At 63.0% G+C, this 23594-nt stretch carries 21 protein-coding genes; 8 read left to right on the top strand and 13 right to left on the bottom strand.

Translation table 11 applies throughout. The features are described from left to right. Positions 1-16: 16 nt before the first annotated feature. The 7 genes from ACE3PR_RS04935 to ACE3PR_RS04905 all read right to left on the bottom strand — a co-directional run bounded on the left by ACE3PR_RS04935 (position 17) and on the right by ACE3PR_RS04905 (position 6095). The gene (locus tag ACE3PR_RS04935) at positions 17-496 is read right to left on the bottom strand and encodes a peptidylprolyl isomerase (RefSeq protein ID WP_374368820.1); all 480 of its coding nucleotides are present in this window, start codon (positions 494-496) and stop codon (positions 17-19) included. Between the two features lie 82 nt (positions 497-578). Further along, on the bottom strand, positions 579-1211 hold the full coding sequence (locus ACE3PR_RS04930) for an ABC-type transport auxiliary lipoprotein family protein (RefSeq protein WP_374368818.1): 633 nt from the start codon (positions 1209-1211) through the stop codon (positions 579-581). Beyond that, positions 1208-2230: an MlaD family protein gene (locus tag ACE3PR_RS04925; RefSeq protein WP_374368816.1), complete on the bottom strand. Its 1023-nt coding sequence runs from the start codon at positions 2228-2230 to the stop codon at positions 1208-1210. The genes ACE3PR_RS04930 and ACE3PR_RS04925 overlap by 4 nt, the downstream gene beginning before the upstream one ends. Before the next feature lie 36 nt (positions 2231-2266). Beyond that, on the bottom strand, positions 2267-3109 hold the full coding sequence (locus ACE3PR_RS04920) for an ABC transporter ATP-binding protein (RefSeq protein WP_374368814.1): 843 nt from the start codon (positions 3107-3109) through the stop codon (positions 2267-2269). A gap of 4 nt (positions 3110-3113) precedes the next feature. Further along, on the bottom strand, positions 3114-3911 hold the full coding sequence (locus ACE3PR_RS04915) for an MlaE family ABC transporter permease (RefSeq protein ID WP_374368812.1): 798 nt from the start codon (positions 3909-3911) through the stop codon (positions 3114-3116). A 30-nt stretch (positions 3912-3941) separates the two neighbouring features. Beyond that, positions 3942-4277, bottom strand: a complete 336-nt coding sequence (locus ACE3PR_RS04910; protein WP_374368810.1) for an STAS domain-containing protein — start codon at positions 4275-4277, stop codon at positions 3942-3944. A 3-nt stretch (positions 4278-4280) separates the two neighbouring features. Next, entirely contained in the window at positions 4281-6095 is a 1815-nt protein-coding gene (locus ACE3PR_RS04905; protein WP_374368808.1) for a SpoIIE family protein phosphatase, read from the bottom strand. A gap of 410 nt (positions 6096-6505) precedes the next feature. Here ACE3PR_RS04905 and ACE3PR_RS04900 point away from each other — a divergent pair, with 410 nt between their 5' ends. Further along, positions 6506-7156 carry a response regulator gene (locus tag ACE3PR_RS04900; protein ID WP_374368806.1) on the top strand — a complete coding sequence of 217 codons (651 nt, stop codon included), beginning with the start codon at positions 6506-6508 and terminating at the stop codon, positions 7154-7156. 20 nt (positions 7157-7176) lie between these two features. On the opposite strand, the gene ACE3PR_RS04895 is transcribed toward ACE3PR_RS04900, so the two are convergent. Beyond that, positions 7177-7650, bottom strand: a complete 474-nt coding sequence (locus tag ACE3PR_RS04895; RefSeq protein WP_374368804.1) for a MarR family winged helix-turn-helix transcriptional regulator — start codon at positions 7648-7650, stop codon at positions 7177-7179. Positions 7651-7904: 254 nt separating this feature from the next. Here ACE3PR_RS04895 and ACE3PR_RS04890 point away from each other — a divergent pair, with 254 nt between their 5' ends. Then, complete coding sequence (locus ACE3PR_RS04890; protein WP_374368802.1) at positions 7905-8330, top strand: organic hydroperoxide resistance protein; 426 nt, start codon at positions 7905-7907, stop codon at positions 8328-8330. A gap of 45 nt (positions 8331-8375) precedes the next feature. Here ACE3PR_RS04890 and ACE3PR_RS04885 read toward each other — a convergent pair whose 3' ends face one another. Continuing rightward, the gene (locus ACE3PR_RS04885) at positions 8376-9254 is read right to left on the bottom strand and encodes a sugar phosphate isomerase/epimerase family protein (protein ID WP_374368800.1); all 879 of its coding nucleotides are present in this window, start codon (positions 9252-9254) and stop codon (positions 8376-8378) included. Positions 9255-9544: 290 nt separating this feature from the next. Here ACE3PR_RS04885 and ACE3PR_RS04880 point away from each other — a divergent pair, with 290 nt between their 5' ends. After that, positions 9545-9796: an RSP_7527 family protein gene (locus ACE3PR_RS04880; RefSeq protein ID WP_374368798.1), complete on the top strand. Its 252-nt coding sequence runs from the start codon at positions 9545-9547 to the stop codon at positions 9794-9796. Between the two features lie 18 nt (positions 9797-9814). On the opposite strand, the gene ACE3PR_RS04875 is transcribed toward ACE3PR_RS04880, so the two are convergent. Next, positions 9815-13576, bottom strand: coding sequence for an ATP-binding protein (locus ACE3PR_RS04875; protein WP_374368796.1), 3762 nt, complete (start codon positions 13574-13576; stop codon positions 9815-9817). A 409-nt stretch (positions 13577-13985) separates the two neighbouring features. Between ACE3PR_RS04875 and ACE3PR_RS04870 the strand changes: the two genes are divergently transcribed. The 3 genes from ACE3PR_RS04870 (at position 13986) to ACE3PR_RS04860 (ending at position 16548) form a co-directional block, all read left to right on the top strand. After that, the gene (locus ACE3PR_RS04870; RefSeq protein ID WP_374368794.1) at positions 13986-14252 is read left to right on the top strand and encodes a DUF4212 domain-containing protein; all 267 of its coding nucleotides are present in this window, start codon (positions 13986-13988) and stop codon (positions 14250-14252) included. A 15-nt stretch (positions 14253-14267) separates the two neighbouring features. Next, positions 14268-16097, top strand: coding sequence for a sodium:solute symporter family protein (locus tag ACE3PR_RS04865; RefSeq protein ID WP_374368792.1), 1830 nt, complete (start codon positions 14268-14270; stop codon positions 16095-16097). Positions 16098-16194: 97 nt separating this feature from the next. Further along, positions 16195-16548 carry a hypothetical protein gene (locus ACE3PR_RS04860; RefSeq protein WP_374368790.1) on the top strand — a complete coding sequence of 118 codons (354 nt, stop codon included), beginning with the start codon at positions 16195-16197 and terminating at the stop codon, positions 16546-16548. A gap of 26 nt (positions 16549-16574) precedes the next feature. Here the strand turns inward: ACE3PR_RS04860 and ACE3PR_RS04855 are convergent, their stop codons facing one another. Beyond that, the gene (locus ACE3PR_RS04855; RefSeq protein WP_374368788.1) at positions 16575-17273 is read right to left on the bottom strand and encodes a hypothetical protein; all 699 of its coding nucleotides are present in this window, start codon (positions 17271-17273) and stop codon (positions 16575-16577) included. A 199-nt stretch (positions 17274-17472) separates the two neighbouring features. Here ACE3PR_RS04855 and ACE3PR_RS04850 point away from each other — a divergent pair, with 199 nt between their 5' ends. Then, positions 17473-19596: a DUF294 nucleotidyltransferase-like domain-containing protein gene (locus ACE3PR_RS04850; protein WP_374368786.1), complete on the top strand. Its 2124-nt coding sequence runs from the start codon at positions 17473-17475 to the stop codon at positions 19594-19596. Positions 19597-19799: 203 nt separating this feature from the next. Beyond that, on the top strand, positions 19800-21479 hold the full coding sequence (locus ACE3PR_RS04845; RefSeq protein ID WP_374368784.1) for an MFS transporter: 1680 nt from the start codon (positions 19800-19802) through the stop codon (positions 21477-21479). A 56-nt stretch (positions 21480-21535) separates the two neighbouring features. Here ACE3PR_RS04845 and ogt read toward each other — a convergent pair whose 3' ends face one another. Together ogt and ACE3PR_RS04835 are read right to left on the bottom strand one after the other, a co-directional pair. Further along, positions 21536-22060 carry a methylated-DNA--[protein]-cysteine S-methyltransferase gene (gene ogt / locus ACE3PR_RS04840; RefSeq protein ID WP_374368782.1) on the bottom strand — a complete coding sequence of 175 codons (525 nt, stop codon included), beginning with the start codon at positions 22058-22060 and terminating at the stop codon, positions 21536-21538. Positions 22061-22072: 12 nt separating this feature from the next. Continuing rightward, positions 22073-23563, bottom strand: coding sequence for an AlkA N-terminal domain-containing protein (locus ACE3PR_RS04835; RefSeq protein ID WP_374368780.1), 1491 nt, complete (start codon positions 23561-23563; stop codon positions 22073-22075). Between the last annotated feature and the right edge of the window lie 31 nt (positions 23564-23594).

Below are 23594 nucleotides of genomic sequence, written 5' to 3'. Positions count from 1 at the left end.
TTTTATCAATCTTCGCCTATTCGAACCGGATGTGGTTGATCTCGTCCCCAACCTCTAGGGATTGTAGGACGTCCAGCCCTTCGACGATTTGGCCGAAGACGGTATGGGCGCCGTCGAGATGCGGTTGTTTTTCCAAAACCAGGAAAAATTGTGAGCCGCCGGTATCGCGCCCGGCATGGGCCATGGAGAGGGCACCCTCGATATGCTTGTGGGGATTGCCCTTGGTCTCGCAGGCGATGCGCCAGCCCGGGCCACCCGTGCCGGTGCCTTCCGGGCAGCCGCCCTGGGCCACGAAACCGGGGATGACGCGGTGGAAATTCAGCCCGTCATAGAACTTGTCCTGGGCCAGCACATAGAAATTGGCGACCGAGTTCGGGGCGGCGTCCGGGAACATCTCCAGTTTCATGTCGCCCTTGCTGGTCGAGATGGTGCAATGGGTGAGCGATTTGATCTTCTCGGCCGGGAGGTCATGAACCTTGAGCGCGCCACGGGACATTCTTGGGATTCCTTTCAGTCAGCAATTTCCCCCGCCGGCCTGCGCTGGTGCGGGGGCCGGGCTGGGGGATAGATCAGGTCGATTACCGGGCCTGGGCGAGGTCGGCGACGAAGGCCGCCAGAATCTCGTTCAGGCCGTTATTGAGGGCCTGTACCGCATCATCGATGTTTGCGCCAGTGGCTTCCTTCGCCACCTCGTAGCGGCCGCTCGTGAGGATGCCGTCATTGGCCTTGTCGATCAGCGACAGCTCAAGCGCGATGACGCCGCCATTGCCGCCCCCCGTCGGAGATACCTGTTCCAGACGCAGGATGCGGCCCTGCAGCCGGTATTGCGAGGCGATGCGCAATTCGCTGGGGACGACGCGCTGGGCGATGCCGGCAGCGGTGAGATAGGTCACCAATTGATCGCGCAGCATCGCCGGGGGCGGGTCGGTCCAATAGGCATAATTGCGCTGTTCGAGTTTCTGCCCGCCATTGCTGGTGAAGAGCAGCGGCCGTTCGCCCAGCACACCTTCCGAGAGCAAGGGGGCCACTTCGACGATGCCGGGCAGCGGATTGCCGATGGCCTGCGGCGTCTCGATCGTGACCAGGCGGAAATATTGCTCCTTGGGCACCGGAGGTGCCGCGCCGAAACAGCCGGCCAGAGAGAGTGCCAGCGCACCGGCGCAGCAGAAGACGACCAGGCGGCGGATCGGATTTTTCATCTGCGCGCTCATTGGTCGTTCCCCGTCGGCGTCAGGCCGGGATCGGCTTCCGGCGATCCGCCGGACAGCAGCAAGCCGGGATTCTGGCGGATCAGGCGGCTGAACTCGTTCATGTTGCGGGTGGTTCCGTCAAGGTTACGGGTAATGGAATCGATATTCTGCGCCACGGCTCGGAGCACATATTCGAGGTCCGCCACCGATTTGTCGACGCCCTTCCGGTTATCCGCCACCAGACCCTGAATCTGGTTCGCCACATCCGTGATCTTGCCGCCCAAAGCGCGCAGATCCTGGCTGGCGATTTCGGCATTGGCGGTGGTGCGCTCGATATTGGCCAGCGAATTGTCGACTGCCGCCATGTTCTTCTCGGAAAGCAGCTGGTCGATCTTGGCCATCTCGCTATTGAGCTGGGTGGTGAAGGTTTCGACATTGCCGACGATGGCCGGCGTCTTGGTTTCGACCTCGGCGGCGATGCTGTTGAGCGAGCCGAACAAGGTCTTGAGATTGGTGTCGGTGGTATTGCCGATGCGGTCGATGATGTCGCCGATCTTGGCCACCATGGGTTTCAGGGAGGATTGCGACAGATCGCCGATCTCGCCGGCGACCTGGGCCATCAGCGAGAACATGTCGGCGGCCTGGCCGCCAGCGATCTCGCCTTCCGGCGGAATGGTGCTGCTGGTACCGCCGGCGCCACCGTTCACTTCCAGGGTCTTGGCGGCAAGGAAGCTGGAGGCAGCGACGCGCGCCACGGAATCCGAGGGGAAGGCCCAGCCCTGCTCGACGGCGATCCGCAGGCGGAAGCGATAGCGGCCGTCGACCAGTTCCGGCTGGATGGCCTCGACCTGGCCAATCGGAAAACCGGCGAAGCGGACGAGGGTGCCGTATTTGAGGTCGGTGACGTCGTCCAGCACCACGTAATATTTGTCGGTCGGCCCGGTACGCCCCGCGATCAAGGACAGGATGACGACCAGGGCAACGATCATCGCGGCGACAAAGACGCCGACCAGTGTGTAGTTGAGATAGTGGCTTCGCATGTGGCTGTTCTCTCCCCGCGCCAAATCGCCTAACAGTTAATCGCCGGCCAGGCGGCGCAGATATTCGGTTGGATCGACGTCGATCTGCTCGGAGCGGCGATGCAGAAGATTCTGCACCCGCTCGTTGGTGGAATTGCGGACCGCGTCGACACGGTCGCTGATCAGGATGTGGCCCTTGTCCAGGATCGTGATGCGGTCGGCGATCTTGAAGGCGCTTTCGACATCGTGGCTGACCACGACCACGGAAATGTCCATGGCGTCGCGCAGCTTCAGGATAAGATCATCGAGCGCCGAGGAGACCACCGGATCGAGGCCGGAGGAAGGCTCGTCGAGGAAGACCAGCTTGGGATCCATCACGATGGCGCGGGCGATGGAGGCGCGCTTCATCATGCCGCCCGAGAGATCCGCCGGCATGAGATGCCCGAAGCCCGAGAGGTTGCACACCTCGAGCTTCATATTGGCCATGATGTCCATGGTGCGCTCTTCGAGATCGGTGAGCTCGCGCAATGGCAGCTTCACGTTCTCGGCCACCGAGAGCGAGGAAAAGAGCGCACCGAACTGGAAGGCGACGCCGATGCGCCGCTTCAGGTCCAGCAACTGGCGCCGGGTGAGCGCACCCATATCCTTGCCCAGCAGCTTGACCTTGCCCGGCTGCGGCGGCATGAGGCCCACCAGATGCCGGAGCAGGGTGGTCTTGCCCGAGCCGGAACCACCCATGATCACCATGATCTCGCCTTCGCGCACATCGAGATTGATGTCGTAGAGGACCTGGCGCGCGCCGAAGGAAAAGTCGAGACGGTCGACCTCGATCACCCGGGCGCGGGCGGCGATGTCGTCGGCGCTGGGGCGGTGGGCGAGTGGCATGGAGCTGGCTGTCATTGCCTCACCTCGTCGCCAGATAGGCAAAGATCATGTCGGCGACCACGATCAAGGTCACCGAGAGGACGACCGAACGGGTGGTGACGCGGCCGACACCCTCGGCGCCGCCCTTGACCAGCGATCCGTTCACCACGCCCACCAGGGCGATGATGATCCCGAACAAGGCCGCCTTGCCGAGGCCATGCCAGACATCGTCGATCTTGAGGACATCCAGCGTGTCGTTGAGATAGGCGCCGAAGGATTGGCTGAGGGCGGCCGAAACATAAAGCCCGGCCGAGAGGATCGAGACCATGTTCGCCCACATGGCAAGGCAGGGCATCATCACGACCAGGGCCAGGAGAACCGGCGAGACCAGGAAGCGCGTCGGGTTGATGCCCATCACGACCAGGGCATCGACTTCCTGATTGATGTTCATGGTGGCAAGGCGCGCGGCGATCGCCGAGCCGGAGCGGCCGGCCACGAGAATGCCCATGATCATCGGGCTGAATTCGCGCACCACGGACAGGGCGATGCCGATGAAAGCGTATTGCTCGGCACCGAACAGGCCGAGACTGTAGAGGCTCTGGATCGCCAGCATCAGGCCGATCGTGGCGGCGAGCAGGGTGGCGATGGGCAAAGCGGCGACGCCGATCTCGGTCATCGCAGCAAAGACCGAATTGACGCGCACCGGCTGCCGCTGCCGCCAGCCCGTCAGCGTCCAGTAGATGGCTTCCAGGAAAAGAGCGGCGGCATAGCCCATCTCGTCGAGGCCCGCGATTGTGCGGCGCCCGATCTGTTCGAAGACTTTTGCTGGATTGGCCATGATCGGCGATCTCGCTCCGGATCTCGACCGCTAGGACCGCGCCGCCAAGGCGGCGGCGATGTCGGCGTGAATGGTGAAGACCTTGTCGAGCCGGGCCAGTTCCAGCACGCGCAAGGCGCGCGAGCTCACGGAAACCAGGTAGAGCTCGTTCTTCTGCTTCCTGGCAACCTGCAGGCCCTCGACCAGACTGGCGATGCCGGATGAATCGATGTAGGTGACCGCGGCGAGATCGACCAGCAGGTCCTTCTTCTGCTTCAGCGCGGCGAGCAGCGCCTTCCTGACCTCGCCGGCATTCTCGAGATCGATCTCACCGGAAAGGGCGATGACGATGCGCCCTTGCTCTTCTTTAATGCTGGCAACCGACATCCCCTAATTCCGATCCTTGTTGTCAGAATGTTTCCCCGCCTGCGGCCCAGCGGGCCCCGATGGCTCTCCGGCTTCCGGCGCGGTGCGCCGACGCTTGACCAGTTCCAGAAGATTTCCCTCGCCATCCGGCAAGGGAATGAAACTGGCATCGTCCATGATGGCCCGGATGAAATGCGTCCCCAATCCCCCGGGCCGCACCTCGTCCAGCGGCCTTGGTTCTATCTTAGCCGCATCGACGCGCGGTGCAAAATCCCGCAAACGCAGCATGATTCCATCCGGCAGGCGGTGCACCGCCAGGGTGATTTCACCCTTCTTCTCGCTGCCATAGGCATGAATCATGATGTTCTCGACCGCCTCGCTGGCGGCCAGTTGCAGATCCTGAATTTCGTCCTCGCCGAACTGGCAGGCACGCGCCGCGGCCCGGATCGCCGGGCGCATCAGCTTCAAGCGGCTGGCATCGGCCGGAAAGGTGAGGCCGAAGAGGAATTCGGCTTCGCTGGGTGCGGGCGGATGGGCGCTGTGCTCGCGCTGCCAGGCGCGTCCGGCGGCGCGGTCGTCGATGGCGAGCAAAGTGAGGTCGTCCTTGGCGTGCCAGCCACCCTGGTCAAGCTCGTTGAGCACCGCGCCGAGACGCTCCGAGATTGGTTTGTCCTGGGCGAAATCGAGCAGCAGGTTGAGGCCATCCGTGCCCAGCTCTTCGTTGCCGTAACGGTATTCGGTGAGGCCGTCGGAGAAGGCGACGAACAGGCCACCATTGAGATTGATTTCGTGATCGACGAATTGCGTTTCCCGGAGGATGCCCAAGGGTGGCGCATCGGGGGCCAGCGTTTCGTAGAGCCGGTCGGGAAATTTGATGAGCGGCGGCAGATGGCCGGCATTGGCAAAGCGCAGCATGCCGGTGCCGGGCTCGTAGAGACCGGCCACCATGGTGACGAACATGCCGCGGCTGGTGGTTTCGCAGATTTCCCGGTTGAGGATCGAGAGCAGGCGCGCGGGATCGCGGATCGTCTTGCCGAGGCAACGGAAGAGGCTGGCCGTCTTGGCCATCAGCAAGGCCGCGTTCATGCCCTTGCCGGAAACGTCGCCCAGAGCGAAGGCGATGGTCCCGTCGGGCAATTCGAAATAGTCATAGAAATCGCCGGAAACCTCGCGGATCGGGCGATTGATGCCGCAGATCGGCAGGTCGTCATCCTGCGCCGGCAGCAGGCTGCGCTGGATTTCGGAAGCGAGTTCCAGTTCGCGCTTGATGCGTTCCTGCTCCAGCAATTGATCGGCGAGGCGCGCATTGGAGATGGCAAGTGCTGCGGCATTGGCCATGACCTGCAACATGCTGCCGTCACGGCCGTCGAAGGGATGTCCGGAAACCTTGTTGAGGACCTGGACCGCGCCGATCAGCTTTTCGCCGACGCGCATCGGCGCGCAGAGGACCGAGCGCGTGATGAAACCAGTCTTCTGATCGGCGGCCTTGAAGAAATTCTTGTCTTCATAGGCGTTCTCGACCGCGATCAATTTGTCTTCGGCGACGGTCCGGCCGACAATGCCTTTTCCCATCGGCACGGCGAGACCGTCGATTTTCACCGGCCCGGCGCTGGCGCGGCAAATCAGCATCTCTCCGGCATCGTCGAGGAGGAAGAGCGAGCCCGCCTCGGTCTCCAGCAATTCGATGATGCTGGCCAGTGCCTGGCCCACGGTCGCATCGACATTCAGCGAGGCGGCAAAGGAACGGGCCAGCGACGCCGCGAAATCGAGCGCGCCCGCATCCGTCGCCGCGCTGAGATGCGCGGAAGCGGAATTGCCGTCTGGTTTTGCTGTCGCCATTAAATCGCCGCCCAGGAAAATCGTATTGGAATCTCGATAAGGGCAGCCCGGGGGATGGCTTTGCCGCGTCCCCCAACGCCGCGGCGGCACTCTAGCCCGCGCTTCCGCGATGCAGCAACCGCCGCAAGGCCGGCTGCCACCAAAAGGTGCCGGTCAAGCGATGGCGCTCACAGAAGGCATGAATGATGTTGCGTCGCAGCATAAGGCTGCGCGGACTCGTTTCCGATCTGGCGCCAAGCGTGTATGCTGGGCCATATCCGAACAATAGGCGTGAAAAGCGCCAGTATGGGGAAGGCCAGCATGGGCGGTCAGGGCCGGGAGGGCGGCGGAAGTTGGGGAATATGACGGCGATCGGGCCAATGGGCCCCGACTCAATTCTGAACGCCGCGCAGGCAAATTTGTCTTTTGTGGTGGCGGACGATCATCCGATGGTGCGCGACGCCTTGGCGGCGGCGCTGGCCGGCGCGTTTCCGGGAGCAAAGATCGCCTTTGCCGGAACCCTGGCCGAAACCCAGGCGGTGCTGGAGAATCTGCCCGAAATCGATCTGGTCATCCTGGATCTGGACATGCCGGGCATGCTGGGCCTCTCCGGCCTCTCCGCCTTGCGCAGCCAGCATCCCAGCATGCCGATCGCCATCGTCTCGGCGACGACCAATCCGGCGGCGATGCGCCAGGCGGTGGAAATGGGGGCGGCCGGGTTCATTCCCAAGCTGGCCGCCGCGGACCGGTTTGTCGAAGCGGTGCGCGCCATTCTCAAGGGATCGGTCTGGGTGCCGGGCGAAGCGCAGGACGAGGCGCTCGCCGCGCGCGATGTGGATCTGGCTTTGCGGGCGGCGCAATTGACGCCGCAGCAGCACCGCGTTCTGTCGCTGATGGCTGAAGGCATGGCGAACAAGCTGATCGCCTATGAAATGCAGATCAGCGAGCCGACCGTGAAAGCGCATGTCACCGAAATCCTGCGCAAGCTGGGGGTCAGCTCGCGCACCCAGGCAGTCATCCTGGCGCAGCGTCTGGCCCTCGGCCCCGCGTTGAAACCGGCGGAAAGCCCCGCCGAGGACTAGATCCTCAGGCGACTAGATCCTCAGGCAACGTTGGCCTCAAGCGTATCGCGCAAGGCACTGAGTTGTTGGCGCAGAGCCGAGATCTCGGGCAAAGACCGGCCGAGCGCGTCGGCGACCTGGAGCGGGATGTCCCTGGCGCGTTCGCGCAAGGCCGCGCCCTTGGCGGTCAGTTTGATGCGCACTTGGCGCTCGTCGCCGCTGTCGCGGATGCGCTCGATCAGCCTGGCGCCGGCCATACGCTTGAGAAGCGGGGTGAGGGTTCCGGAATCCAGCTGCAATTGGGCGCCGATTTCCTTCACCGTGAGGTCATCCTGCTGCCACAGGACCAGCATCACCAGATATTGCGGATAGGTCAGGTCCAAAGGCGCCAAAAGCGGCTTGTAGGCGCGGTTGAAGGCATGCGCGGTCGAATAGACGGCGAAGCATAATTGCTTGGAAAGCTGCAGGGCGTCCTGCGGATCGCCGGGTCGTTCCGTGCGGGGCTTTTGGTCCATATCTCAATCTCCGAGCGGTCGCGCCGTCCGATGGTGCTTAATTTTTAATATAGGCCGATCTCGGGCCTGACACATCAATTGTGTAAAATCTAATTGTGCAGATCAGCCATGCGGATCGTGCATGCAAAATTAAATTGTGCACAATCTATTTTGTGCCAATATCTCTCTCAGTTCGGCGGCGCCAAGATGGAAACCGGGTCACCCGCCCAACGTTCGAAGCAGACAAGACACCCCAAGCCCGAAAGGAAACGATCATGAGCGTCAACGTTCTTTACCGCACCAAGGCGACGGCCAATGGCGGCCGCGATGGCAAGGCCGCGACGGCAGACGGCGCGCTCAGCGTCACGCTGGCGACACCGAAGGAATTGGGCGGCGCCGGCGGTCCCGGCAATAACCCCGAGCAGCTTTTCGCCGCCGGCTATTCGGCCTGCTTCCTGGGTGCCATGAAATTCGTCGCCTCGCAGGGCGGCCCGAAGGTGCCGGCCGACACGACCGTCACCGCCGAAGTCGGCATCGGCCCGCGCTCGGAAGGCGGTTTCGGCCTCGAAGTCTCGCTCGACATTTCGCTCCCCGGCGTGCCGAAGGCGGAAGCCGAGGCGCTGGTCCAGAAGGCGCATCAGGTGTGCCCCTATTCCAACGCCACGCGTAACAATATCGATGTGAAACTGAGCGTGAAGTAACGGACGGGCGCGCGGCGGTCAGCGATCGCCGCGCGCCGTTTTCTTTTAGCCGTGCCGCTTCTGCGCTTCCCGCGCCGCCTTGAGATTGGCACGGATGAAGTCGCGGGCGTGGCCTGCAAGATCCCGGCTGTCTTCCCAGAGATTGCGCCAGATGGCGAGAATGCCGGAAAGCTGTGGGTTGACCACGGTCGAGGAAAAGCTCTCGAAGGTGATCGGCCCCTGATAATCGAGGCGCGCGAGGCCGCGGAAGATCTTGTCGAAATCGATATTGCCGGCACCCAGATAGCCGCGATTCGATTCGCCGATATGAAAATAGCCGAGATATTTCCCGGCCGTGATGATCGCTTCCTCGATGTCGTTCTCTTCGATGTTCATGTGATAGGTGTCGAGATGCACCTTCACATTCGGGGCACCGATGCGCTGGCAGAAATCCACCGCCTGCGCCGCCGTGTTGAGCACATTGCTCTCATAGCGGTTGACGACTTCGAGGCCGATGGTGATGCCGCTCTCCGCAGCGCGCTCGCAAATGCGCCGCAGGACATCCACTGAATTCTCAAGCCCGCGCGGCGTCGCCGGCACGGCATATTTCTGGAAGCCGGAATAAAGGATGCCGCACATATGCGTGCCGCCGACATCGCGCGTGACTTTGAGCGCGTCGTTCAGCAAGGCCTCGCCCTTCTTCACCTTCTCGGGATCTTCGCTGGAAATATCGGCGCCGCCATCGAGACCGAGCGAGACGGTGATGCCGAGCTTGTTGGCCTCGACCAGCTTGCGGGTGAAGGCGGTGTCGATGGTGGTGGGATCGAGGGCGGGAATTTCGATGAGGTCATAGCCCAGCGCCGCGGTCTGCTCGATGGCGCGGATGGCCTCCGCATGGCTCCAACCGCCGACCCAGACCAAAGCGTGTACGCCGAGCTTGTTCATCCCGCCGACTCCTCAAGAATGATGAAAGGAGCGGCAAGGTAAGGTGCCAAAAGGGCGCTGGCCAGTCTTCACGGCCAGTCTTTTAGGGGCAGGACGCAATTTTCGTCCGTCCGCGGTCGCCTTGGCGTTCAAATGATGCGCCGGAAGCGTCGGAAAGGAAATGCTGCGCTGCAAAATGTTCGTTGAAACTCAGCCGATTCCGGCCATATAATCCTTTCGCAGTGCAGCAACCACGGCTCAGAACCGATGGAGCATGGGAGGAAGATGTTCGTTCACAACGGAGGTCTTCCATGTGGTCATACACTGATGACGAGAACCTTTGGCTCTCACCTGCCGCGCCGGAGCGGCGCCTGGTACCGCAAGACCAGATTTCCCCGGAATTGATCGCCTATCACACACAGCGCGCCCGGCAATTGCGCAGCCAAGCCCTGGCTGAGGCGGCGGGCAGCCTGTTCGATGCCTTGCGACATCCCTTCAAGGCCAAGAGCGACGGTGAACCCGCGCGTTTTGCACATTGGACGCGGGTTCAGACGACCCGCTGAAGCCGATCGGTTGGATGATCACGCCGCCGCGCGCTGAGCGATCAGCGCGCGGAGCTTGGCGGGTTTCACCGGCTTGTGCAGCACGTCGAGCCCCAAAGCGCGGGCGCGGGCCAGCAAGGCCGGGTCGCGATCGGCGGTGATCAGCACGCTGGGGACATGCGGTCCCCAGGCGGTGCGCAGCTTGCCGATCTCGCTGAGGCCGTCAGGCCTTTCGTCGCCGAGATGGAGATCGATCAACAGCAGATCCGGTCCCTCGGGCCTGGCCAGTGTCAGGCTGAGCGCCTGATCGGCATTGGCCGCCGTCACCACCTCGCAGCCCCAGCTCTCCAACAAGACCTGCATCCCCTCGCGCACCTGTTCTTCATCATCGACGCAGACGACGTAAGGTGATTTTGCCAGAACACCCGCCCGCGCCACCTGGCGCTGGCCGTCCTCGATAGCCAGGGGATTGGGCTTGGTCACCGGCAGATCGATCGTGAAGGCTGCTCCTTTGCCGGGCGTCGAGATGAGATCGCGGCGATGCCCCAGCATGCGCGCGATGCGGTCGACGATGGCAAGGCCGAGACCCAGCCCGCGATCGCTGCCGGTCCGCGCCGATTTCAAGCGGATGAATTCCTGATAGATGGCACCATGCTGTTCGGCGGCGATGCCGGGTCCGTTGTCGCGTACTTCGATCCGCAGCATGCCGCCCCGGCGGCGGCAGCCGATGAGGACCCGGGGCCGCGCCGTCGCACCCTTGCCGTAGCGAATGGCGTTGGAGAGATAGTTCTGCAGCACACGCCGCAGGAGGGCGGGATCGGTTTCGACCCAGGCCTTGCTGTTCACCAGACGCAGCTCCATGCCGCCGCGCTCGGCCAACGGAGCGAAGGCGTCGGCCAGCGAGCGCAGCAGCGGCCCCAGCGGAATCGCATGCGGCTCGGCCTTGATGGCGCCGGAATCCAGCTTGGCTATGTCGAGCAGGGCATCCAGCAGCGCTTCCACCGAGGAGAGGCCGAGATCGACCTTTGCCACCAACTCCTCATCGATATGCCGTTCGGCGAGGGCGGCGACGAAGAGCCGTGCCGCATGCAGCGGCTGCAGCAGATCATGGCTGGCGGCGGCGATGAAGCGGGTCTTGTCGATATTGGCTTCCTCGGCCTTGGCGCGGGCGGCTTCCAGTTCGGCCGTGCGCTGGGCGACGCGCCGCTCAAGGCTTTCGTTGGCGTTGAGCAGAGCGAGCTCGGCCCGGCGCCGTTCGGTGATGTCCACGTAAAGCAGGAAGAAGCCCAGCACCTGGCCGCCTTCGTCGACATGCGGGATATAGGTGCCGCGGGCGATCTCGATCTTGGTGTCGTTGGTGGGAAACTCGATCTCGAAGACCTGCATGCGGCCCTCGAGCACGGCATCGACATAGGGCCGCAATTGCTGATAGCGCTCCTCGCCCAGCACTTCGGAAACCAGCCGGCCCTCGGTCTCGCCGGCGGCGTATTTGAGGGCAGCCTGATAGGGGCGGTTGGTGAAGCGATAACGCCGCTCGCGGTCGATATAGGCGATCAGCACCGGCACGTTGTCGGTGACGATGCGGATGCGCCGCTCGCTGTCGCGCAGCGCTTCGGCCGCGCGCACGCGTTCGGTGACGTCATTGGCGGTAACCACGATGCCGCCGCCGGACAGGGGATCGACCCGCAATTCCGTCACGGATCCGTCGGCCAGCTTGAATTCCCGCATGGTCGGCCGGTTCTGGCCCAGGGCCGCCGCCAGCGAGGGGATATGCGCCGGCAGAGTGGCGAGATTGACACCCACGGCAAGGCTCGATGGCGCAAGGCCGGTGAGGATGGCGAAGCGCTCGTTCCAGACCTCGAGCTTGCCGGTAGAGTCGAAGACGGCAAGGCCGAGGCCCATGTGATCGAGCGTGCGGCGCAGGAGATCGGCGTTGTAGCGGATGGCGGCGGTGGCTTCGTCCAGCATCTCGCGGATGCTGCCCGGCATCCACAGGCTGCCGGGCATCCAGAGCCCCTTGCGCCGCGCGGTGGTGACGACGACGCGGGCCGAGGCGGCGCCGATCGTGCCGGAGAGCAGACGCTCGGTATATTCGACCGCCGCGGCGCCGGTGAGCGCCAGCCCGCGGAAGGCTTCCTCCGCCCGCTCCGGACCGATGAAGCGTGCCGCCAGTTCCCGCAATTGATCGAGCTCGCTGGGCGGCGGGCCGGACGTGGGGCGGCGCGGTGGCGGTTCCTCGCCGCCGACGAAGGCGGTGGCCTGTTGCCGGTCGCGTACCATCGGCCGCGCGAGGAGCGAGCCAACCACCAGGAGCACGACATTGACAATCATGCCGAGAACAAAGCCGCGCACCAGCGGATCGAACCAGGCGAGCGGTCCCCAGGGCGGCACGGTGGGAGAATCGCCGGTCTGGATGGTGGGCAGCAGGATGGCCCAGAACCAGACCAGGAACCCGCCGATCAATCCGGCGATGACGCCGTAGCGATGCGCCTTGCGCCAATAGAGCCCGATGAGAAGGGGTGGTGCGAAATTCGCGACCGCGCAGAACGAGATGAGGCCGATCGTCACCAGCGGCAGAAGCCCGGCGATGGTGCGGTAATAGGCATAGGCCGCGAGCAGGATGGCGACGACGGCGAGACGCCGGACGAGCAGGCCCAATTGCCCGAGATTGGCGCCCTCGCGCTGGCCACGGCGCAGCAGCCAGGGCATCACCAATTCATTGCTGACCATGCCGGAGAGCGCCATGCAGGCAACCGCCACCATGCTGGTGGCGGCGGAGAGCCCGCCGATGAAGATGAGGGCGGTCAGCCAATCGGCCCCCATGGAGAGCGGCAAAGTGAGGACGAAGAAATCCGGCACGTGAGCGGGCGAGAGCTTGACCAGTCCCGCCATCGCCACGGGGACGACGAAGATGTTGATGAGGACCAGATAGAGCGGGAAGGTCCAGCGGGCGAGGCGGAGGCTGGCCGGATGATCGTGCTCGACCACCGCCACATGAAACTGCCGCGGCAGACAGAGGAAGGCGAAGCCGGAAAGGACGGTGAGTGCGAGCCAGTTGGCATTGACGCTGGGTTCCAGCATCGCCGCCGTCTGCGGCAGGTGCTGGGCTGCTTGCAGCAGATCCGCCGGGCCGTCGAACATCCACCAGACCACGAAGATGCCGCCGATCATCAGGGCGAAGAGCTTGACCAGGGATTCGATGGCGATCGCCAGCATCATGCCGCGATGCTGTTCGCTGGCTTCGACATGGCGCACGCCGAAGACGATGGTGAAGGCCACCATCAGCAAGGTGACGATCAGCGAGGTATCCTGCCAGATCGGCAGATAGCCGGGATCGGTCTGGTTGCCGATCATCTGGCCGGAAAGGGCCTCGAAACTGAACGAGACGGCCTGAAGCTGCAGCGCGATATAGGGCATCGCGCCCACCACGGCGATGAGCGTGGCGAGCACCGCCACGGCGCGGCTGCGGCCGAAGCGGGCGCCGAGGAAGTCGGCGATCGAGGTGACGTTCTGCTGCTTCGCAACCGCAACAATGCGCGCCATCAGGGGCCAGGCGAGAACGATGACCAGTGCCGGGCCGACATAGATCAGGATGAAATCGAGGCCATTGGTGACGGCGCGTCCGACCGAGCCGTAAAAGGTCCAGGAGGTGCAATAGATTGCCAGCGACAGCGCATAGATGACCGGCCCCAGCCGGCCCCGCGACCACCGCACCGCATGCCGCTCGCCGGCATGGGCGATGACGAAGAGCAGGCCCAGATAGACCAGCGATAGGGCCAGAATGATGCTGCTTTGCGACATAAAGAACATTACGGCACGGCCTCAATCGCCTGTCTATCGGGCCAAAGTAGCTACGACGAAAGTCGGGGGTCTCATCAAACGTTCCTCAGCATAAGAATTAGATGCTACCATAATGGTAGTAATACCGAGTCGCAGTACCAAGAGATCCGACTCTGTCCCCTCCAGTTTGAGGGTACAGAACAAAGAATCGGACGGCGCGAACCGGCGGGAGGGGAGAGAGCGGCTTTGCCGCTCATGTGTCGGTAATGGCCGGGATGCCATTGGCGGCATATCAAGGGGGAGTGTTGCGAGCCTGGTTGGTTGAATTTCAGTTCCCCCAAGGCCCATTCCATATTTCGGATCGCTGTCAGAAGCCGCCGGTTCAGATGCCGGCGAATTTGAGCGAGCAAACTTCCGGGAGGGAATGATCGTGACAACCAGTATGAATTCCGAAAATCGTCAAGCCCATTGGCGCAAGACCAGAAAGCTGATGTTCATCCATCTCGCCATCTGGTTCATCTTCGCTTACGTCGTTCAATGGTTTGCGAACGATCTCAACCAATTGCGGTTTCTCGACTTCCCGGTCGGCTATTACATGGCCGCCCAAGGGTCGCTTTACGCTTTCGTGATCCAGCTCTTCATCTTCGTGAAGCAGCAGGATGCGATCGATCGTGAATTCGGCGTCGCAGAAGAATAAGCAGGGGGAAGCGCCATGAGTCTCTTCAGATTGCAGGGCAAGTTCACCGATAACTTGCCAAAAATCTACGCCCTCTATACGGGCGGGTTCCTGCTGTTCGTCGTGTTGATGGCGATCTTCGAGCAGATGGGCATGACCGCCGATACGATCGGTCTGTGCTTCGTCGGCTTTACCATTGCCATCTACGCCTTGATCGGCTGGCTGTCGCGCACGATGCAGGTCGATGCCTATTATGTGGCCGGCCGCGAAGTGCCGCCGGTCTTCAATGGCATGGCGACGGCGGCGGACTGGATGTCCGGCGCCTCCTTCGTCGCGATGGCGGGCGGCATTTATATGGGCGGCCATCCCTACCTCGCCTTCGTTGTTGGCTGGACCGGCGGCTATGTGCTGGTGGCCATCCTGATGGCGCCGTATCTGCGCAAGTTTGGCTGCTACACGGTGCCGGATTTCATCGGCACGCGATATGGCGGCAATCTTGCCCGCTTCTGTGCCGTCGTCGTTCTGGTGGTTGCGTCGTTCACTTATGTGACGGCTCAGATCGACGCTACCGGGACCATTGCTGCTCGTGCCTTGCAGATTCCGTACGAGTTCGGCGTTTGGTTCGGCCTGGTCGGCATCCTGCTCTGCTCGATGCTGGGCGGCATGCGGGCGGTTACCTGGACCCAGGTGGCGCAGTATATCGTGCTCATCATCGCCTATCTGGTGCCGGTGTTCTGGATGTCGATCGCCCAGGATTTCGGCTGGTTCCCGCAGCTCTCCTATGGCGACGCTGTGGCGCGCATCCAGGAACTGGAGCCGATGCTGCAGGTGGGCACGCTGAAACCGACCGAGACGATCGCCGGTGTTGCAGCGCTCACCAATCTCCATGCAGCCCCTGGCGATTCAGTCTTGGCCGCCTGGAAGTTCGTGACTTTGGTCGCTTGTATGATGCTCGGCACCGCTTCGCTGCCGCACATCCTGATGCGTTACTTCACGACGCCCACGGTTCGTGCCGCCCGGGCCTCGGTGGCGTGGTCGCTGTTCTTCATCACGCTGCTCTATTTCACGGCGCCAGCACTCGCCACATTGTCCAAGCTGCAGATCCTGGATCCGAATCTCGCGACCAGCATCATCGGCAAGGCGATCGCGGATGTGAATGCCCTGGAATGGATCCAGAAATGGGGCGCGGTGGGCATGGTGGCCGTGTCCGATTCCAACGCGGATGGCATTCTGCAGATCAACGAGTTCTTCCTGCGGCCGGACATCATCGTGCTGGCAACGCCGGAAATCGCCGGTCTGCCGTATGTGATCTCGGGTCTTGTGGCAGCGGGCGGCATGGCGGCAGCCATGTCGACGGCGGACGGGCTTCTGCTCGCCATCGCCAACGCGCTGTCGCACGATCTCTATTACAAGATGATCGATCCGCATGCGGAAACGAAACGGCGTCTGATCGTGGCCCGCGTCCTGCTCGTGATTCTGGGTGTGGCGGCGGCCCTCGTGGCCAGCTTGAAGCTGACCGGTATTCTCGGCGCAGTGGCCTGGGCCTTCTGCTTCGCGATGTCCGGTCTGTTCTTCCCGCTGGTCCTGGGTGTCTGGTGGAAACGCGCCAACCGGGCCGGTGCCATCGCCGGCATGATCGTCGGCCTGGGCTGCGGCTCGCTTTACCTCTATCTGGTGAAGTGGGGCGGCATGGCGCCGTGGATCGGGCTTGACGATCTCAGGTTCGGGATCGTCGGCGTGGCTGCCAGCGGCGTTGCCATGGTGATCGTGACCCTGATGACCAAGGAACCGGATCGCGAGATCCAGGCCATGGTCGACGAGGTTCGCGTGCCCAGCGGTGCGTCGATCCTGGGTTCGCAGCACTAAATCAGCGAACGTCCATCGAGCCGGGGAGAGAGCTTCTCTCCCCGGCTTTTTTTTGTATGCTGCGCATATCTGAGATATCTGGGGAGCCAGTGGTGTGATGACCGAGTTACCGATTTGGGCCGTCGTTCTGGATTACATTCTCGGCGTCATCATGTGGACCCTGATCGGCCGGTTCGGCATGCGCCTGTTCCTGCCCGAAGAGAGCAAGTTCTTCTTTTCGCGCTTTTTCATCACCGCAACCGATCCGCTGTTGCGTCTGTTCAAGCCGATCACCCCGGGTTTCCTGGTAAAGCCGATGGTGCCGCTTTACATCGCCTGGTTCTTCTTCATGATCCGCTTCTACCTGATGCCCTGGTTGCTCGGCTATTCGGTCATGGGGATGCTCGCCTTCCCGCTGGAAGGCGAGATTGCACAAGGGATCTATGCCGTCTTCGGCCGCTGGCTCAATTGATTGTGGGGTTCAATTGATTGCGAGGTTCAGTTGCTTCCGGCAGGCGGCAAGGTGCCCAGGATGGAATCGATCCGCAGGGATTGCCGCAGGTCGCGGCGGATGCCCTGCCAGCGGAAACGCACGGAATTGATCACGATGGGCTCGTCGAGCGCCTTCAACTGGTCGACGACCGGCGCCCATTTGATCAAGGCGGCGGGGCTCAGCGAAAAGGCGCTTTCGTCATCGGTGACCGCCAGCCAGTCGCATGATGCGAGGCGCCGGCGCAAATCACCGACCGAGGGTGCGAAGTCCGGCCCGGACTCCCCGGGGATGCCTGTCTCTGCCAGAACTCGGTCGACGACATCCTCCATCAACTGGCCGATCAAGGCGGCCTTGCCGGGCGCCGAGAGCGCCATCAGGCCGCCTGCATAGACCGAGAGATCGGACAGGCAGGCGAGCCAGATCTGCCATTTTGCGATATTGACCGATTTGACGAAATCACGGCTCTCGAAGAGTTCCGGATAACGCTGTCCGGCGCGTGTGCGCAGATAGCCGTAGAGCGAGGTCTGGGCGACGAAGCTGGCGCGCGATTCCAGGAAACGCATCAGGCCGGCGGCATCGGTGATCGGCTGCTGGCGCAGGCGCTTGCCGAAACCCAGATAGGCGCGGAACAAGGGCCAGATCTCGGTCGGATTGCGCAGCAACTGCCAGACTTTTTCCAGTGGCTGCACCGCCGATGACGTCATGCCCGATTCCCGCTGCCGACTTTTTGCCGATGACATCGCTATAAGGCCTGCTTGTTTGATGCGGGTCAAGGCGCGGCGACAGGGTGATGTGAAGGGGCGCTGCGACAGGACGATGTGGCCGACAAAATGCGTGGTGCATCTTCCTGCGCGCGGTAGAATGGCTGACTTCCGACCAGGCCCTGGAAAAGGAAATCGGCGCATGCAGCCCGTGACAGGTGCAACACCGCTCTTTGCCCTGCCGATCGTGGCGCTGGATCTGGAGACGACCGGCCTCAATGTCGAGGATGCCCGGATCGTTCAGGTCGGCGCGCAGCGGATGAGCGCGCCGGCCCCGGATGCGGGCGAGACCTTCAATCACATGGTCAATCCCGGCTTGCCGATCCCGGCCAATTCGGTCGCCATCCATGGCATCACCGATGCGATGGTGGCCGCGGCGGAATCCCTGCCGGCATTATGGCCGGCTCTGCTGGCGTTCATGGAGGGCCATGTCCTTATCGGGCACACGCTTGCCTATGACCTCACGGTTCTGGAGCGCGAGGCGGCGCGCCATCAATTGCCCTGGCAGCGGCCGCGCTCGCTCTGCGTGCGACGCCTAGCGCCGATCGCGATCCCGTCGCTGCATGACCCTTCGCTCGACAAGCTGGCAGCCTGGCTGGGAATCGAGATCGACGGGCGGCATAGCGCGCTGGGTGATGCCGCGGCAGCCGGCCGGATTTTCCTGCGCATGATTCCGCTCCTGGCGGAGAAGGGCATCCGCAGTCTGGCGCAAGCCGAGCGCGCCGTTCTCGCCCGCACTCCCCAGGCCTTGCAAGAACGCGATGCCGGCTGGATCCCGCCGGTGACCAGCCCCGGTGCCGATGCCGTGCTGGCGGATACGAAGGCTTACGATACCTATGCCTACCGCCACATGGTCGGTGACGTCATGGCGCGTCCGGCGATCGTGGTCGGCGGCGGGATGCGTTTGCTGGAGGCGATGCGGGTGATGGCCGAGCGCGGCATCAGCTCGGTCCTGGTGGCCAATCCGCCGGAGGTGAACCTGCCGATCGAACAATATGCCATTCTGACCGAACGCGATGCGTTGCGGCAGATCGCGCGATCGGGTGGCGCCGCCCTGACGCTCGGTATCGCCGAGATGGCCTCGGCGCCCGTCCGCGGTATCCGCGAGAAGGCCTATGTCTATCGCGCCATTGCGCGGATGCGGCGCCTCAAGGTGCGCCACCTCGTCGTCACCAACGAAATGGGCGACGTGACCGGCATGATTTCGGCCCGCGATCTGCTGAAATTGCGCAGCGAACCCGCGATCACGCTCAGCGACGCCATCAAGGAGGCGCAATCGGCCAACGACATGGCTGTGGCCTGGTCGGGTCTGGCCACGGTGGCGAAGTCGCTCTCGCAGGAAGGGCTGGACGCACACACCATCACGCGCATCGTTTCGGAGGAACTGCGCGCGATGACCGAACGGGCGGCGGACCTCGCGGCTGGCGCCATGCAGCGCGACGGCAAGGGCGAAGCACCTTGCCCCTTCGCGGTCATGGTGCTGGGGTCGGGCGGCCGCGGCGAAAGCCTGCTGAAGCCGGACCAGGACAATGCCATCGTCTTTGCCGCAGGCGCGCCGAATGGGCCGGAGGATCGCTGGTTCGCCGATTTCGCCGAATACATGGCGGCCTATCTGGACGAAGCCGGCATTCCCTATTGCAATGGCGGCGTCATGGCGAAGAATCCGCTCTGGCGCGGCTCGGTCGAAACCTGGCAGGCGCGCATCGCGGCCTGGGTCGCCAATCCAGACCCGCAGAGCCTTCTCAATGTCGATATCTTCTTCGACCAGATCGCGGTACGCGGCGCGCGGCGCCTGGCCCATGATCTGTTCGGATATGCCTACGAGATCGGCAGCCGCAACCCGATTTTCGCCAAATTGCTGGGCGGCAAGCTGGAGCAGATCGGCAATCCGTTCGGGTTTCTCGGACGTCTCACCGGCGAGGGCGGCAAGATGGATTTGAAGCTCCACGGCCTTTTCCCGATCGTCAGCGCTGCGCGTACGCTGGCAATCCGTCACAATCTGCCCGCCCATACCACCAGAGAGCGGCTGCAGAAATTGTCCGGACTTAATCGTGGCGATACGGCGCTTCTGTCGGCGCTGGCGGGGGATCACGGATTCTGTCTGTCGCTGATGCTGCGGCGGCAGGCGCAGGCATTGCTTTGCGGCGAACCGCTCAGCAATGAGATCGACCTCCATGAGCTTTCGCGCCAGGAATTGGCGAAACTGCGCGATGCCTTGAAGCGCATCCAGATGGTTCCCAATCTGGTGCGCGACATGATGTTCTGACCGCCCTCGCGCACTTGCCTTGATTTTAGTCAATTTCCCGATCTCGATATGGGTATAGCCAAAAGTCGGTAAGACCAAGGTCTGGGCTACAAGTTGCTGTTTGCCGCCTTATGAGAGATGCCGTGACTGGGCGCAGTAGGACACAGCCGATTCCGGCGATGGCTGCCTTCCCGTCGCATTCGCATTTCTTGGGAGGAATCAGCATGTCAACCCTGGCCGAACCGGCAGGTCTGGCAAAGACCCGCGAGCCCGCAGACTCGAAAATGGTGGTCTTTGCCTCTTCTTTAGGCACCGTCTTCGAGTGGTACGATTTTTATCTTTATGGCGCGCTCGCCGTCATCATTTCCAAGCAGTTCTTTTCCGGCGTCAATCCGACCGCCGGTTTCATTTTCGCACTGATGGCCTTTGCCGCCGGCTTTATCGTACGGCCGTTCGGCGCCATCTTCTTCGGCCGTATCGGCGATCTGGTTGGCCGCAAGTATACCTTCCTGGTCACCATCTCGATCATGGGTATCTCGACTTTCGTCGTTGGATTGTTGCCGAGCTATGCCACTATCGGAATCGCAGCGCCGATCATTCTCGTAGCGCTCCGCATTCTGCAGGGTCTGGCCCTTGGCGGCGAGTATGGTGGCGCTGCGACTTATGTGGCCGAGCATGCACCTGCCGGCAAGCGTGGTCTGCACACCAGCTGGATTCAGACCACGGCGACGCTGGGTCTGTTCCTGTCGCTGCTGGTCATCCTGGTAACCCGCACCTCGGTCGGAGAGGAGGCATTTGCCGATTGGGGCTGGCGCATTCCGTTCCTGATCTCGTTGCTGTTGCTTTTGGTTTCCGTCTGGATTCGCATGAAGCTCAGCGAATCGCCAACGTTCCAGAAGATGAAGGACGAAGGCAAAGGATCAAAGGCTCCGCTGACCGAGAGCTTCGGGCAATGGCGCAACCTCAAGATCGTGCTCCTGGCTCTGTTCGGCCTCACGGCCGGTCAGGCCGTCGTCTGGTACACAGGCCAGTTCTATGCCCTGTTCTTCCTCACCCAATCGCTAAAGGTCGATGCCACAACGGCCAATCTGCTGATCGCCATCTCGCTGGCCATCGGTACGCCTGGCTTTATCCTGTTCGGCTGGTTGTCCGACAAGATTGGCCGCAAGCGCATCATCCTGGCCGGATGCCTTTTGGCCGTGTTCACCTATTTCCCGGTGTTCAAGGCAATCACGCATTTCGCCAATCCAGCGTTGGAGGCCGCGCAGGCCAGCGCCCCGGTGACGGTCGTCGCCGATCCTCAAGCCTGTTCGTTCCAATTCGATCCGGTGGGCAAGGCTAAGTTCCTCAGCTCCTGCGACATTGCGAAGAGCTTCTTGGCCAAGAACTCGGTGACCTACAAGAACGAAGAAGCGCCCGCGGGCACGGCGGCGCAAGTGCGCGTCGGTGATACGACGATCGCCAGCTTCGAAGGCCTGGGGTTGCCGGCAGAGGAACTGAAAGCCAAAACGGATGCATTCACGGCGGAAATGAGTGCCGCAGTGACGGCGGCCGGTTATCCAGCCAAATCTGATTTGGAATTTGGCTTCAGTCTGCGGACCATCGGCACAACATTGCTGCTGGTCTATCTGGTGGTCCTGGTAACCATGGTCTATGGCCCAATCGCGGCCATGTTGGTCGAGATGTTCCCGACCCGCATCCGCTATACCTCGATGTCGCTGCCGTATCACATCGGCAACGGCTGGTTTGGAGGCCTGCTGCCGACGATCAGCTTCGCCATGGTGGCGGCACAGGGCGATATCTATTACGGCCTGTGGTACCCGATCATCATCGCGGCGATGACCTTCCTGGTCGGGATGTTCTTTATTCACGAAACGAAGGATCACCGTGCCGAGGTCTGGTAAATCCAGATCAATACCGTTCCCCTCGCAGGGCTCCGCCGCAAGGCGGGGCCCTTTTTTTATCGGGCGAGAGCGCCTTCGTGCCGCAGCAGCCAGCTCTTGCGCTCGATGCCGCCGCCATAGCCGGTCAGGCTGCCATCGGCACCGATGACGCGATGACAGGGCACCACAATGCTGATCGGGTTGGAGCCGTTGGCAAGGCCCACGGCGCGCATCGCCTTGGGCTTGCCGATACGGCGCGCGAGTTCGGCATAGGAAATGGTCTTGCCGCAGGGAATGCGCCGCAATTCGCGCCAGACCGAACGCTGGAAATCCGTGCCGTCGGTCGCGACCTTGAGGCGGTCGATGACATCATGCTCGCCCTTGAAATAGGCCTGCAAGGCCTGGCGCAGGCCATGCGGGTCGCGGCTTGGCTTCAACACATAGCCGGATTTGCGGCAGTGGCGCGCCAGCAGACGCAGCATGCGTTCTTCGTGATCCTGCCAGTCGATCGCGCGCAGATGTCCAGCGGCATCGGCGATAACGACAAGCGTGCCGATCGGCGTCTCAAAGCGATCGACAAGAAGCTGTTCCGGTGCCGGCATGATCAATCTCTCCTAGATAGCGGGATCGGCGGCCCAGAGATGCTGGGCGGCATAGGCGCGCCAGGGGCGCCAGGCTTCGGCCATCGCCGCTAGTTCCTTGGGTGTCGGTCGGGTTCCGCCGGGTGGCGTCGCCCCGCGGAGGAGGCCAATATCGCTCGCCGGGAAGGCGTCGCTTTCCCGCACGACCCTGAGGGCAATGTAATGGGCGCTCCAGTCGCCGATGCCGCGGATGTCGCGGAGCCGCGCCACGGTTTCCTCGATGCTGCCGCGTGCCTGAAAAAGATCCGGATCAGCCGCCGCGGCTTCCGCCATGGCGATGAGCGCCTGGCGCCGGGCACCCGGCATGCCGAGTATGTCGAGATCGCTCGCCAGCAATTGTAGGGGCGTCGGGAAACAATGCGTCAGCCCGTGGGCGTTGGCCGGAACGGCGCCACCACAAAGCGCCACCAATTGCTGGCCCAGTTTGCGCGCGGCGGCGATGGTGATCTGTTGCCCGAGAATGGCGCGGATGGCGAGTTCAAAACCGTCCCAGCCACCGGGTACGCGCAAACCCGGCCGTGCGGCGATCATCGGGCCGAGCAGCGGATCATCTGCGAGCTGCGCGCCGATCATCGTCACATCGGCGCCGAGATCGAAGACGCGCCGGATGCGCCGCACGATGGCCGGCAAAGCGCGTAGGTTGGGAAAGCGGATCGTCACGGCGAGAGAGTGCCGCGCCGGCAGATGGCCGATCTCGATGGTGCCGGCCTTGCCATCGAGGGCGATGGCCCGGATATAGCGATCACCGGCGACGCCTTCCATGCCCGGAATGGCACGCGCCGCCAGAAAGCCCAGCATCGTCGGCCAGTCGTAAGGGGGGCGATAGGGCAGGCGGAGAGTCACGCCATCGGCTAGTTGATGCGTGGGCGCCCGGCGCCGCAATGCGCCGGGCGGGCGCCGGTAAAGCATCTGAAAGCATTCGTTGAAGCGGCGCAGACTGCCGAAGCCGGCGGCCGCGGCCACCTCGGTCATCGGCAGATCGGTATCGTGAATGAGCTGCTTGGCGAAATGCACGCGCCGGGCCTGGGCGACCGCGATCGGCGAGGCGCCGAGATGCTCCTTGAAGAGGCGCCGCAATTGCCGCTCGCCGATGCCGAGGCGGGAAGCGAGATCATCGACGCTGGCATCCTCGCCATCGAGCGCGCCCTCGGCAATGAGCGCGAGGCCGCGCGAGACGGTATTCGAGGTGCCGTGCCAGGCGCCAAGTTCCGGTGCCGTTTCCGGCCGGCAGCGGAGGCAGGGGCGGAATCCTGCCTCCTGCGCGGCGGCGGCGCTGGGATAAAAGCGGCAATGGACGAATTTCGCTGTCCGCGCCGGGCAGATCGGCCGGCAATAGATCCGGGTCGAGGTGACGCCGACGAAAAGCCGGCCGTCGAAGCGCGCATCGCGCGTCTCCAGCGCCCGGTAGCAGGCCAGGGGATCAAGAGAGACGGGATCGCCCGTGAGGTGAAGGCGGTGTTCCATGGCCAGAGAATGCCATGGAACACACCTCGGT

Source organism: Dongia sp. (assembly GCF_041909655.1).
In the GTDB taxonomy this organism is placed as follows: Bacteria; Pseudomonadota; Alphaproteobacteria; order Dongiales; family Dongiaceae; genus Dongia.
This window is presented reverse-complemented; position numbering and strand designations above follow the sequence as displayed.